Source organism: Fischerella major NIES-592, assembly GCF_001904645.1.
Lineage (GTDB): Bacteria > Cyanobacteriota > Cyanobacteriia > Cyanobacteriales > Nostocaceae > Fischerella > Fischerella thermalis.
The window spans coordinates 126,399-140,054 of the sequence record NZ_MRCA01000004.1 but is presented as its reverse complement, the minus strand read 5'-3'; the positions used below and the strand labels follow the sequence as shown (position 1 = coordinate 140,054).

Below are 13,656 nucleotides of genomic sequence, written 5' to 3'. Positions count from 1 at the left end.
CACCTGAATCACCAAAATTTTGAGAACCTAGCTAACACCAACATCAAGTACTAAAGATGCAACAACTGACTCATTCAGCCTTGTTGTTTATCTTGATTCTTGTTGGCGTTTTTTGTTACTTGGGTAGTTCGTTTGCAAAAAACCGCTGCAAATATCTCCACAATTTGATACCCTAGCTTAAACAGATTTGGGAACATTAACAGCGTGGAAACTCAAATTGGGCGGGGAAAAACAGCTCGTAGGGCTTACGGTATAGATGAAATAGCTTTAGTACCTGGCAACAGGACGCTAGATCCGAGTTTGGCAGACACAAAATGGCGTATTGGTAATATTGAGCGAGAAATCCCAATTATTGCCAGCGCGATGGATGGTGTAGTGGACGTTCGCATGGCTGTGCTTCTATCAAACTTAGGAGCATTGGGTGTATTGAATTTAGAAGGAATTCAAACTCGCTATGCTGATCCAGAGCCAATTTTAGACAAAATAGCCTCGGTGGGCAAAGAAGAATTTGTCCCCTTGATGCAAGCACTTTATGCCGAATCCATTAAACCAGAATTAATTGAACAAAGAATTAGAGAAATTAAACAACAAGGCGGTATTGCCGCAGTGAGTGCAACTCCAGCAGGGGCAAGTAAATATGGTGCAGTAGTGGCAAAAGCAGGGGCAGATTTATTTTTTGTGCAAGCAACAGTTGTTTCCACAGCACACCTGTCGACAGAATCTATAGTATCCCTTGACTTGGCTCAATTTTGCCAAGAAATGCCTATTCCTGTGGTTTTGGGTAATTGCGTCACTTATGAAGTTACCCTAGACTTGATGAAGGCAGGAGCTGCTGCAGTTCTCGTTGGTATTGGTCCTGGTGCTGCTTGTACTTCCCGTGGTGTGTTGGGAGTGGGTGTACCACAGGCGACAGCGATCGCAGATTGTGCAGCTGCCCGTGATGAGTATTATCAACAAACAGGTAAATACATACCAGTAATTGCTGATGGTGGTTTAATTACTGGTGGTGACATCTGTAAGTGCATTGCTTGTGGTGCAGATGGAGTCATGATTGGTTCTCCTTTTGCCAGGGCTAGTGAAGCACCAGGACGTGGTTATCACTGGGGTATGGCAACTCCTAGCCCTGTATTGCCCCGAGGAACGCGCATTCGCGTAGGTACGACTGGCACTTTAGAACAAATTCTCGTCGGTCCAGCACAGCTAGATGATGGTACTCATAATCTCTTAGGAGCCTTAAAAACTAGTATGGGTACATTAGGAGCAAAAAATCTCAAAGAAATGCAGCAAGTCGAAGTTGTGATCGCTCCTTCCCTGTTAACTGAGGGTAAAGTATATCAAAAAGCTCAACAATTAGGTATGGGCAAATAAGACAGGTTAGTTGTTAGTAGGGGGAATGTGGAAATGTGGGGAGATGGGGAGATGGGGAGTGTGTAGACGCGCTCAGCGCGGCTTCCCGTAAGGGTAGAGTGTGAGGAGCGTGGGGAGTGTGAGGAGTGTGAGGAGTAAATAACAACTAAACACTAACCACGAACCACCAACAACCAACCACTAACAACTACAAAAAAATTTTTCCAGACTCTAAAAGATTTACTGGAAAAATCACATATGTCGCCTACAATAGGAATAGCGGAGACGCATGTTTCCGTTCACTCCTCACACCACACTCCGCCCGGACTGCTGTTCCGGGCGGTTCCTTATGCAGAAGGACAGGTTAAGGCCGCAAATAGTAGAGGCAATTGACGTTTCTCTAGAAGTTTAACCCCTAAAAATCCCATCAAGCCGTAGAAGTGTTAAATACAAATGTATATGTCTGACTCCAAGCAGTGCTTTTTGCTATGGTAGAATTTCAGCACGATCAAAAATATATAGGCAAAGGTTTGTAGCCATGTCAGCAGCCGCACAAGTTACCGACTCTACTTTTAAGCAGGAAGTATTAGACAGCGAAGTTCCTGTTTTGGTTGACTTTTGGGCACCCTGGTGCGGTCCTTGCCGGATGGTAGCCCCAGTTGTAGATGAAATAGCAGCTCAGTATGAAGGTCAACTCAAGGTAGTTAAAGTTAACACCGATGAGAATCCTAATGTTGCTAGTCAGTACGGAATCCGCAGCATTCCTACATTGATGATTTTTAAGGGTGGGCAAAAAGTTGATATGGTAGTGGGAGCTGTGCCTAAATCTACATTAGCTAATACTTTGGAAAAATATCTTTAAAGTCTAAGCTACTGCAAATACGTTTGGAGTGTTTTTCACTCCAAAAATTTTCGGTATTTGCTAGCCAAATAAAGGGATACTACAGCTAGTGTCCTATGTCTAATATTTTTCCAACTATTGTAGTTTGCACTGTGTTTTACTACCCAACACAGAATAGCAATAAAGTCTACTCTAAAAAAGTCATCTGTGATTCATTTCTAACTCTTTGTTTGCCAACTCCCAGTGGGAAAAACTAATGCAAAAGGTAAAAATTCAAGGCTGTAAAGCTTTGATCACCAGCTTTTAACATGTTTTCCCGGTTGTAGCCATTTTTGGTAAACCGCCCTATATTCTGTTATTTCAAAGTAATTTTTTAGTTGGCAAAGAAAGTAGTAGCACCTTGGTTTTTATAACTGGAGGTGCTTTTTTGTCTTAGACAATTCAGAAGAAGATGGGGAACGTGGAGTCTCCTATGAGGATTAGGGGCGGTGGGGTGATAGGGAGAAATTCTCTCTCCATCTCCCAATTACAGATGTCCTACCGACAACTTTAATTTTGTTTAACCACTTACTTAAGTGTTCTCAAGATAAATTGGCAATGGCAGACAGTTGAAAATTTGTAGTGGTTGAGAAATTCCACATTGAAATCAAATTCAGGTAAAATATAGTGCCGCTTTGGCTACAGTTCTCATGACCTCATCTGCGTCGTCGTTTGACACATTAGAGTCTCTCCAAACCGATATCGTCGAATTATTTGAGCGTTTACCAACGTTGAAGCATCGACAATATATTCAGCAGGCGCTAGCTACCATAGTACGTCTGGCTGAGAGTGATGTTGATCGCCTTGATTGGAAAATCATGTCCGCTGCTTTAATAGACATGGAACGTGGTTTCCAGCTTTTTCATAACTACCGACATGTCCGGAAAGTAACCATATTTGGTTCGGCTCGCATATCACCAGAAAGGCCAGAATATCACATGGCAGCTAACTTCGCTCGCTATGTCACTCAATTGGGATTTATGGTCATGACCGGTGGTGGTGGTGGGATTATGCAAGCTGGTCACGAAGGTGCTGGACGAGAAAATTCTTTTGGTCTAAATATTCAACTACCCTTTGAACAGCAAGCAAACCCAATTATTGAGGGTGATCCGAAGCTGATTCATTTTAAGTATTTCTTTACTCGCAAGTTATTTCTTTTAAAAGAAAGTGATGCTATCGCCTTATTCCCTGGTGGGTTTGGTACTCAAGATGAAGCTTTCGAGTGTATGACTTTAAGCCAAACAGGTAAGTTTGGCCCAGTACCCGTAGTCTTAATTGACCGTCCTGGTGGAGACTACTGGCGTTCTTGGAGTGAATATATTGATAAACAATTAGTGAAAAATGGTTTGGTAAGTCCCGAAGACCCAAATCTTTACACAGTGACAGATGATCTGGTGGTAGCTTGTAATGCTATTACCCGTTTTTACCAGGTTTATCATTCTAGTCGCTATGTAGGCGATCGCCTAGTAATTCGTCTGAGAACAGATATATCAGATGCGGAAGTAGAGCAATTAAACGCTAATTTTAGTGACATTCTGGTGACAGGACGGATTGAAAAAAGTCAAGCTTTACCCCAAGAAAGACAAGATGAAACTTTAGAACTACCACGCTTAGTTCTTTACTTCAATCAACGAGATTTAGGGCGTCTTTATCAAATGATTGCAGCCATCAACAGTATGGGTGCGCCTTCACCAGAAGATAGAGCCCACCCAGAATTGAAGTGATACCGTTTCACTGTAAGTCTGATATATCTGATGACTGGGAGTGTGAGGAGTAGAGAAATAACTACTAACTACTAACTACTAACTACTAACCAATGTAGAGACGTGCCATGGCACGTCTCTACAACTACATTTATGATCAAGAGTATCGCGTTGTTGGTAAGGTCTTCCTAAAGCGATAGGTTTCAATAGATTAAATTGATTGGCAGTTGTTGAAGAAAAGGTAAAGGAGAAAGCAAAAAACTTTAACCTTTCCGCTTTACCTGAAATAGTGCAAAAACGACTTTTCCAAAAAGTCTATTTTGTTTTTACACGGTAGCGTGTATAAATGTCAATGTATCATTTACAATTTGTAGTTTTACTCTCCACTTTTGTATTTGAATCCAGCTTTTTCAGCTACCATGCTTAAAAGTTTTGATGTGGCGCGAGTTGGTTCATATACACTTGTTTCCCACTCGCTGACGGTTTGCTGGCGAACGCCCAACTCTTCGGCAAATTCTTTTTGGGAAAGTCCCATTTGCAGGCGTAGTGCTTTGATGGTTTCGCTGTTCCAGTTCATAGTATTAGTTGCAGTTTGAACTTTGTAGCTACCAGTCGGTTTGCGAAAAGTGACAGTTTCTGATTCTAGGTTAAGTTCTACTAAGTACCCTGCCTTCATCCAAGCTGAGGCTTGGGGTGAACCTGTGCTGCGGTTTCCCCACCATCGGCGTTCTTTTCTGGCTGAGTTGGGTAGGGTGCTATTAATCAATTTTTCAATTTCTGTGAAAGAAAGGGTGATTTCAGGGCAATCAGTTCTTTGGAGATATTCTAAAAGTGGTTGATACTTACTTCCTCCTTTCACGTTTACTCTATCTCCCAATTGGTATTTACTTACAATTTCTCAAAACTATCAAAAATATTAGGGTAGGTGTTATGCCTACCCTTGCAAATACAAAGATGAGTTTGCTGTCCTGTAAAAAGGATGGTTGAATTTACGAATAACTCAACACCCAATTTACAAGGGTGCGAACACCAAAGCCAGTCGCGCCAGGTCCGTTATAGCCGTTTTCTTTATCTGTCCAAACGGGCCCAGCTACATCCAAGTGCGCCCAAGCCGTAGTGTCTTTAACGAATTGTTTTAAGAATAAGGCAGCAGTGATGGAACCACCAGGACGAGGACCTGTATTTTTCATGTCCGCAATCCCAGACTTCATTCCCTCAAAATACTTTTCTTCCATTGGAAGTCGCCAAATTTTTTCGCCTGCACTGTCCGCTGCTGTTTCTAACTCTTTAGCTAAAGCATCATCAGGAGTAAACAAACCAGCAATATCATCACCTAAGGCAATCACACAAGCACCAGTGAGAGTCGCTAAATCAACGATCGCATCAACGCCAAGTTTATCAGCAAATACCAAAGCATCGGCTAGAGTCAAGCGTCCTTCCGCATCGGTGTTATTCACTTCTATTGTTTTACCGTTAGATGCTTTGAGAATATCACCAGGGTGCATGGCATGGCCGCTAATCATATTCTCGGTAACGGCGGAGATGAAGTGAACTTCTACATCTGGTTTGAGTTGACCAATCACCTTGGCTGCACCAAAAGTCGCTGCTGCACCACCCATATCTATTTTCATGTTTTCGATGCCGCTACCTGGACCTTTGATGTTGAGTCCACCAGAATCAAAGGTTAAGCCTTTACCAATAATTGCTAGCTTGCGTTTGGGTGTACCTTCTGGTTTGTAGGTGAGGTGAATAAATTTTGGTGGCAAATCAGATGCTTTTGCTACTCCCAAAAACGCACCCATGCCCAATTTCTCACAGTCTTCCCGTTCCAGGATTTCTATGTGCATTCCTGCTTCGGAAGCGATCGCCATTGCGGTTTCTGCCATTGTAATTGGTGTTACTTCGTTAGCAGGAGCCGCTACCAGTTGCCTTGCCAAAATAACCCCAGAACAAATTTGATTAGCACGAGCGATCGCCGCCTCTTGTCCATTCAGTCCCAGTAATTCTACGATTTCTACTTGTGGCCCTTTATCCTCAGGTTCTGACTTAAAGCGATTATCTTGGTATAGTGCTAATTGCACACCTTCAGCCAAGGCTTGGGCAGTTTGGGCAGGATCGTTGTTCCAAACTGGTAAACTAATAGCCAGAGTTTTACATTTTTGCTTTTTGGCTTGGCGAGCGATCGCAGCTGCTGCACGGCGCAAAGTATCCAATTTCAATGCATCTGCTTTTCCTAAGCCCACCAGGATAATTTTACGAACTGGGCTACCACTACCTAATCTTGTGAAAGCAGTGCTACCGACTTTTCCCTTAAATTCCTCTTCAGCAATTAGTTCTTTTATATACCCTGCAAATTTCTCATTTAAAGTCGCCAATTCGCCGGTTAGCTCTGTATTATCTTCAAATAATCCTACAGCCAGACCATCTCCAGTCCACTCTAAAATCGGGGTACTACTAGGTATAATTTCCATTTTTTTGATTGTGTGTAACAGTTCTTGTACCAGTATTGCGTAAAATTCGTGTTTTATGAGTTGTTAACGGTTGTTGCTATACAGATGAGCAGGGACATTACCTAACAATAATCGACATTGAGGACTACCACTAACTTTCGCTACTAAGGGAAGGGAGCAATATGAGCCAGAAGCTAACACCAGCAAGAGTACCAACACCAGGAAAAATTTTAAGTCGAGAATTAGAAGCCCGTGGCTGGACACAGAAAGATTTAGCAGAAATCATGGGTCGTCCAGTTCAAACCATCAACGAAATCATCCGGGGAAGCAAGCAAATTACACCTGAAACAGCTATTGAATTGTCCCAAGCCTTGGGAACTTCTGCTGAGTTTTGGACAAACCTCGAAGCAAAGTATCGGCTGCATCTAGTGGGAAAAGAAAAAAAGGAGCAAGATATAGCTCGTAAAAGTCGATTATATAGACAAAAAGCTGCTAACTGGTTGATAGAACCTCAAGCCTTTAAGGCTTTTATTTGTGGGATAAAAAAATACTTCTCCCGTCAAGCAATTGAAGAATTTGCTTATACTTATCGCACACATCCAGGAATCATTCTTGGTCGTTTGCAGCATGACAAGTTAGTTGACCATAAAAATTTGAGATCGTTACTCGTCAAAGTTAGCCCTCATTTAGAAAACTGGATTGATAACTAAGCTAACTTAATGATGCTTAAGTTTAAGCAAGGCAATCTATTAGAAGAAAAAGCCTTAGTTAAGACCATTTCAAGTTAATCACGATACATTTAAATCCTGTAGAGACGTGCCATGGCACGTCTGGTACAACACAAAGTATGTTTCACGTATAAAGGAATTGATATAACACATGCTAATTGTGTTGATATCATTCATACATGTGCCACTTTAAGGTGCGTTTTTCCTGTGGTTGGTAGTTGGTGGTCAATAGCTCATATTGACTATTGACTATTGACTATTGACCATTGACTGAATTTTATTCAAATCAATATTAAATTTAGTGGCGATCGCATCAATAACTTTTTGTTCTCCTGGTTTAATCTCACCATCGAGTTTGGCAATTCTGTAACCTTGAACTAACAGTGGTATGGCAAAATCACGGTTAAGTTGATTGAGAAGTTGCTCTAAAGGCTGGGGTGATTTGATATTTTTGCCTATTGCTTCCAAAGAAGCAGGACTGAGATTTACAGCTTCTAACTCTGGTAAAATTTCTTCCCAAGTCTTGTCTGGATGTCTGGCTAGGATCATGTGAACTAAAATTTGATCCATGACTGCTTGTTGAGCGATCGCAGTTTCCAAATAGCGATCGCTTTGTTGCTTGAGTTCTGCTAAGGTTTCTTCAGAAGTCAGGGACTTGGATTCATCTAGCTTCGCTTCATAAAATCGACAAGCTGCATATCCCAAAGAATAAATCATTGTCGCATTCGAGCTAGCACCAATCACCGCACCCGCAAAAGGTACATTTCGCAACAAGCCTAAACCTGCTGTTCTCAACAGACGACCACCACCTAAAGCTAAACCAAAAATTGCCAACACCTCACCTCTACGGCTGGGATCTTTTAAATCTAACCCATAGGCGGCGGCAATCTCATAAATCATTTCTGATTGCAATTGGGTTGTAGCTGCTAAATCAATTGCCAACAGTGCTACTGCAAAACCCGGTAAAATACTTGTTGCCAAACCAATTCCACCGGCTTTCATTGCTTTATCCACCATGATCCGGTGGGCAATTTGGGTAGGTGATTCATCAGGATGTTCCTGCTGAAGCTTTTTCACTAATGCTGCGGATTTGTCTAAATCAACATTCTCACTAGCACCAACTAGCCAATTGAGATTTAACGCACCAGCTACTCTGCGGATCAGCCAGTTCTCACCCAGACGTTCTGTTACTTGTCCTGCTGTATGAGTTGCTTGCTCAAATAGTTGGTGTACTTGCTTGGCTGCTACTTCCCCGACACCAGCTGCTGTTTCTGCAACTGCTTTACCAGCTTCAATCGCTGTACTACCAGCGGCTGTTCCTACCCCGACTGCGGTTCCGGCTACGCAGCCTAATGTTTCGGCAAAGGATTCTAACAAAGATGGTTTATCTTCTTTTATATCGGAAGTGGGTATATTATTTGTTTTTTGATCTTCTCTATCTTTTTTAGATTTATCTGCCATTGCTTGGCACCTTCAGTAACATCCTTCTATTTCGGTTTTAACGGAGGTGCGATCGCCTTGACCTCTTTCTGGGAGGATAAATCAGATTCCCCATGGGGTGAAATTGACAATCATAACTAGTTAACTTTAATTCGTGCCGGACTACCTCACTTAATAAATTGTTATCAAAAATAAAACACCTCAATTGCTTTGATAGAAGTACTCTAGAGAATTTTGTAACTAATAATACATTTTTGCGGAAAAATTATTGCTATCTATAAACGTTGGGTATAAAAAGCCTGTCCTTAAAAATAACTATTAGCAATTGGGTAAAAATATATAGCTTCTAGGGTTCCGGTTTAATTCAGGGAAGTTAAACGACTGGTCCAAGAGAAGCAACCAGTTTCACAAAAACTGGCACACGGCGGGAAAAAAGCCCGGGAGGTACATAGCAGAAATTGGACTGTTATGACTTACTCGGGCTATAGTTTTTCCTTAGTTATTGTTTAGATGTCATATTTTGAGACATGACAGATCAATCTTGTAGTGATGCCAATTCTCATTTCCAACGACCAGAAACACAAGCGAATCGGGCGCTGCAAAAAGAAGCGAATTTGCCTTTGACAGGGTGGCAGCAGGAAGTTTCTCGAGGATTAGAATTTGGTTTAGAAGCAGCAGAAAGTATCAGCGATCGCTCCATTCCTACTTTTTCTCGCGGTGAACTTCCCCACTTTGCCGGAATCAATACTTTTTTGAAAGCGCCTTATTTGGAAGATGTGCGGAAAGTCGGTGAATACGACGTTGCGATCGTGGGTGTACCGCACGATTCTGGTACTACTTATCGACCCGGAACTCGATTTGGCCCGCAAGGAATCCGTCGCATTTCCGCATTATACACCCCTTATAACTTTGAACTAGGTGTTGATTTACGCGAGCAAATAACCTTGTGTGATGTGGGTGATATTTTTACCATTCCTGCCAATAACGAAAAGTCTTTTGACCAAATTTCTAAAGGTATTGCCCACATCTTTAGTTCTGGTGCATTTCCCATTATTATGGGAGGCGATCACTCAATTGGATTTCCAACAGTGCGAGGTATTTGCCGTCACTTGGGTGACAAAAAAGTCGGAATTATTCACTTTGACCGTCATGTCGATACCCAGGAAACAGACCTTGATGAACGGATGCATACCTGTCCCTGGTTCCATGCAACAAATATTAAAAATGCTCCCGCAAAAAACCTCGTGCAATTGGGAATTGGTGGTTGGCAAGTACCGCGACAAGGTGTAAAAGTTTGCCGAGAAAGAGCTACCAACATCCTCACAGTTACGGACATCACAGAGATGGGTTTGGATGCAGCAGTCAACTTTGCCTTAGAACGGGCTTTAGATGGTACTGACTGCGTTTACATTAGCTTTGATATTGATTGCATTGATGCTGGTTTTGTCCCTGGAACAGGCTGGCCTGAACCTGGTGGATTATTACCGCGTGAAGCGCTTTCCATGTTAGGTAAAATTGTCCAAAAAGCACCTATTTGTGGTCTGGAAGTTGTAGAAGTTTCGCCTCCTTACGATATCAGTGACATTACATCATTAATGGCGACACGGGTGATTTGTGACACAATGGCCCATTTAGTTATATCTGGTCAATTACCACGCAAAGAAAAACCCGCGTATATTCACCCCGAAGCCCAATCAGAGTTAGTGGAAGATTGGAGGTAATATCATTGGCATTTGTGTGTGGTGTGGGGATTGCATAAAAAAGTGGCGATTTGAGGCGATTTGAAACGCAGAGGAACGCAAAGGTGAGCGCAAAGGGGCGCAAAGTCTGAATAGTAAATATTTCGCTATGAAATGAAATCCGTTTGTTTATTTATTGTATCCGCGAAACCTCACTCCCTTTCCCTCTCCTTGGTAAGGAGAGGGGTGGCGCAGCCGGGGTGAGGTATAGATGCAGTAATTGATGAATCAGATTTGATGATATTGGATCAATATTGACCTTGGGTTTTAGCCTGGGGCGAAGGAGAGAAAATTTGCACGAAACTGATATGACAAAAGCGCTCATTTTAACTGTAAAAGATTGGTGGGAATCCCAGCCTGAGCGCCCTCAGATTTCTCAAATTCACCTAATTGTTGGTAAGTTTACTTGTGTTGAACCAGCAAGCTTACAATTTGCTTTTGAGGTGCAAACGCACAATACTTTTTTAGAAGGGGTAAAACTGGTGATTCAAGAAACACCATTAATTGCTTTTTGTCACCGTTGCCAACAAGAATATTCACCGCAAATTGGCTGGCAATATGCTTGTCCTGAATGTAATTCTCCTATGGAGGATATTCGCTCAGGTAGAGAGTTAAAAATTGACAAAATTGAGTACGCTTATGCATCAAACATTTGACGCAGCCTTAGGAATTAACTTGCTTCATGCTAATCAGCAAGGGGCTGATCACAACCGATCGCATTTTGATAAATGGGGAATTATTTGTTTCAACATTATGAGTAGTCCGGGTGCTGGTAAAACAGCACTACTAGAGCGTACCCTTGCTACTTTGAGCAATGAGTTAAAAATTGCGGTAATTGAAGGGGATATGACCACCGATTTAGATGCAGAACGTCTGCGAAAATACGGTGTGCCTGTGATTGCAATTAATACAGGTCGTTCTTGTCATTTGGATGCCAAAATGGTGGCAGGTGGAATTCATCGACTAGAACATGAATATAATCCTGATGATTTTGATTTGGTGTTGGTAGAAAATGTTGGTAATTTAGTCTGTCCTGCTGAATTTGAAGTTGGAGAACACGCCAAAGTTGCTTTATTGAGCGTGACTGAAGGTGAAGATAAGCCTCTGAAATATCCAATTATGTTTCAAGAAGCAGATTGTCTGCTGATTACCAAAATAGATTTGGCTCCTTACTTGGATATTGATATTAGTTGCATTGCAGCTAATGTTCGTCAGATGAATCCCGATGTCACAATTATTCCTGTTTCTGCAAAAACAGGTGAAGGCTTGGAAGTTTGGTTTGATTGGGTGCGTCAGTTTAGATCCTTAAACTACCCTTTAAGCTCACAGTGAAAGTTAGGTATAAGAGCCACTAGTTTGGTATGATACGGATATTTACGCAAAGTCATCGTCAAATGAACTAACAGGAACTTTACTATGTCTTGAAGGTCATTAATTGACTAACCCTGACATTGGCAGATTGTAGAAATGTGCAATTTGATGCATCTACGGTACAGATTTATTTTGCACTATTTGTAAGGTGCAATTACAAAACTAACGAAAAATGATTAAGGATAAAGGACTAATATCAAGTTCAGCCAATTACTTACTAATTTCTGCATTACCTCACCCCAACCCTCTCCTTAGCAAGGAGAGGGTTGGGGTGAGGTTCTTCGTTTTTTTACAAGTGTTCATCCGGACATAATATTAATTTGTCGCAAAAATTCAAGCCTTACTTTAGTTAAACTCAGGGATTAATTGCACGCGTAAATCTACTGCAAAGACCAAATAAATTGTCTAATTCGATACTATAATCGACGGGTCTTATGAGTAAGCGTAACGTTCCCATTTTTCTTTTTTTGGCTCTTGGGCTAGGAGTTTCTTGTTTGACTTTTGGTACGATTTGGTTAATCGACCAATTATCATCTCCTACCTTTTCAAGTGTAAAAAATACATCCGCAGCTAAATTGATGGATGAAAAATTAACACTTCTGGGAGATACTTTTAGTGGTTACAGCACTTTTCGCAATCAGACTTTTTTGGAAGCGCTAAAAAAAGCTGGTTTAAACCTGCGTTATGAAGATGAATTTGACCAAGCTAAACGCAGTGAACGTTTTAACCAGGGACAATCTGATTTTTTGGTAACGACACTGGATCAGTTTCTCAAACAACAGCCTCAAGGAAAAATTGTGGGGCTAATTGACACTACGGTGGGAGCAGACGCGGTTATTCTCAACACTAAGAAATACCCCAATCTCAAATCAATGCTGGCTCTGAGGCAATTAGTAGAGGAAGCACGCAACAAGGGAGAACAGTTCACAATTGTCTTTGCCGGGGATACTCCTAGCGAGTATTTGGCACAGGTGTTGACTACAAAATTTGAGGAGTTTAAGCTGTCAGATTTCCAAATCAAAAAAGTGGCAGATGCTTCCGAAGCCTGGAAGCTATTGCAAGACTCCAATCAAAATGTGGCAGTTGCTGTGCTTTGGGAACCTTATGTCAGCCAAGCCAGACAGAGGGGTTACACGGTGGTGCTATCAAGTAAGGATTTACCGGGGACAATTGTGGATGTGATTGTTGCTTCTAACCGCCTGATGGAGTCGCAACCAGAGAGCATATCACAATTACTCACTTTTTATTATCGGTTTATTGATACTAATGTCCGCAATGCTGAACAGTTGCAAGCACAAATTGCTGTTGATGGCAAGTTATCTAGCGCTGATGCTAACGCAGTTTTGCAAGGTATTGACTTTTTTACCTCCGTGGAAGCTGATAACTGGATGAAAGATGGCACCTTAGAGAAACGCATCAACTCTACTGCTGCGGTGCTGGCGCTAGTAGGCAAAATGAATCAAGTTCCCCAGAATCCCAAAGAACTCTTTACCTCCGAATTCATAGCGGAGGCGGCGAAAAACACCCACAATTTAATTCAACAGGTACGTATTGACAACCCGGAACTAGCAGACAGATTTGCTGGTAAAGGAAAAGCGATCGCGCCCATTGCGAATTTGAATAGTAACCAGATAGCCACCGCCCCTAATATTGGCAATTTACAACTGCAAGGAGAGGTGAAATTTACAACTGACTCTGCTTTGCTTACAAATCAAGGTAAGGAAACGCTAGATAAGCTGAGTCGGGATATTGCAGAATTCAACGAACAAACAATAGCTATACGAGTGATTGGTCATACTTCTAAGTTTGGCGAAGCCGATTTTAACCAAACTCTGAGTCAAAAACGGGCGCAGACAGTGGCGAATTATCTGCGCGATCGCGGTCTCAAGCACAAGATTGTAGCTGTGGGTAAAGGTTCTAGCCAGCCACTAGCTGGAGTTCATCCCGAGGATAAACGTAATCAACGGACGGAAATTCGTCTAGTTCGTGTTAACTAGT

Annotated in this window: 11 protein-coding genes and 1 riboswitch; of the genes, 8 read left to right on the top strand and 3 right to left on the bottom strand. The window is 41.9% G+C overall.

Annotated elements, in window-relative coordinates:
* Positions 1-204: 204 nt before the first annotated feature.
* From NIES592_RS09810 to NIES592_RS09800, 3 genes are all read left to right on the top strand, one after another.
* The gene (locus NIES592_RS09810) at positions 205-1,368 is read left to right on the top strand and encodes a GuaB3 family IMP dehydrogenase-related protein (protein WP_062248347.1); all 1,164 of its coding nucleotides are present in this window, start codon (positions 205-207) and stop codon (positions 1,366-1,368) included.
* A gap of 493 nt (positions 1,369-1,861) precedes the next feature.
* Positions 1,862-2,209 carry a thioredoxin gene (gene trxA / locus NIES592_RS09805; RefSeq protein WP_256678112.1) on the top strand — a complete coding sequence of 116 codons (348 nt, stop codon included), beginning with the start codon at positions 1,862-1,864 and terminating at the stop codon, positions 2,207-2,209.
* A gap of 668 nt (positions 2,210-2,877) precedes the next feature.
* Positions 2,878-3,951 carry an LOG family protein gene (locus tag NIES592_RS09800; protein ID WP_009457388.1) on the top strand — a complete coding sequence of 358 codons (1,074 nt, stop codon included), beginning with the start codon at positions 2,878-2,880 and terminating at the stop codon, positions 3,949-3,951.
* Positions 3,952-4,306: 355 nt separating this feature from the next.
* On the opposite strand, the gene NIES592_RS09795 is transcribed toward NIES592_RS09800, so the two are convergent.
* Both NIES592_RS09795 and NIES592_RS09790 read right to left on the bottom strand, forming a co-directional pair.
* Positions 4,307-4,789: a helix-turn-helix domain-containing protein gene (locus NIES592_RS09795; protein WP_073555641.1), complete on the bottom strand. Its 483-nt coding sequence runs from the start codon at positions 4,787-4,789 to the stop codon at positions 4,307-4,309.
* A 130-nt stretch (positions 4,790-4,919) separates the two neighbouring features.
* Complete coding sequence (locus NIES592_RS09790) at positions 4,920-6,401, bottom strand: leucyl aminopeptidase (protein WP_062248351.1); 1,482 nt, start codon at positions 6,399-6,401, stop codon at positions 4,920-4,922.
* Positions 6,402-6,562: 161 nt separating this feature from the next.
* On the opposite strand from NIES592_RS09790, the gene NIES592_RS09785 reads away from it, so the two are divergent.
* Positions 6,563-7,090, top strand: a complete 528-nt coding sequence (locus tag NIES592_RS09785; protein ID WP_073555640.1) for a HigA family addiction module antitoxin — start codon at positions 6,563-6,565, stop codon at positions 7,088-7,090.
* Positions 7,091-7,357: 267 nt separating this feature from the next.
* On the opposite strand, the gene NIES592_RS09780 is transcribed toward NIES592_RS09785, so the two are convergent.
* Positions 7,358-8,569, bottom strand: coding sequence for an EcsC family protein (locus NIES592_RS09780; RefSeq protein ID WP_073555639.1), 1,212 nt, complete (start codon positions 8,567-8,569; stop codon positions 7,358-7,360).
* A 314-nt stretch (positions 8,570-8,883) separates the two neighbouring features.
* Positions 8,884-8,994, top strand: a riboswitch (guanidine-I (ykkC/yxkD leader).
* An 81-nt stretch (positions 8,995-9,075) separates the two neighbouring features.
* Between NIES592_RS09780 and speB the strand changes: the two genes are divergently transcribed.
* The 4 genes from speB (at position 9,076) to NIES592_RS09760 (ending at position 13,655) form a co-directional block, all read left to right on the top strand.
* Positions 9,076-10,269: an agmatinase gene (speB, locus tag NIES592_RS09775; RefSeq protein WP_073555638.1), complete on the top strand. Its 1,194-nt coding sequence runs from the start codon at positions 9,076-9,078 to the stop codon at positions 10,267-10,269.
* Positions 10,270-10,541: 272 nt separating this feature from the next.
* A complete protein-coding gene (gene hypA, locus NIES592_RS09770; protein ID WP_442345906.1) occupies positions 10,542-10,943 on the top strand; it encodes a hydrogenase maturation nickel metallochaperone HypA in 402 nt (133 codons plus the stop codon).
* On the top strand, positions 10,927-11,619 hold the full coding sequence (gene hypB, locus NIES592_RS09765; RefSeq protein WP_073555637.1) for a hydrogenase nickel incorporation protein HypB: 693 nt from the start codon (positions 10,927-10,929) through the stop codon (positions 11,617-11,619). The genes hypA and hypB overlap by 17 nt, the downstream gene beginning before the upstream one ends.
* A 473-nt stretch (positions 11,620-12,092) precedes the next feature.
* On the top strand, positions 12,093-13,655 hold the full coding sequence (locus NIES592_RS09760; protein ID WP_062248361.1) for an OmpA family protein: 1,563 nt from the start codon (positions 12,093-12,095) through the stop codon (positions 13,653-13,655).
* Position 13,656 lies beyond the last annotated feature (1 nt).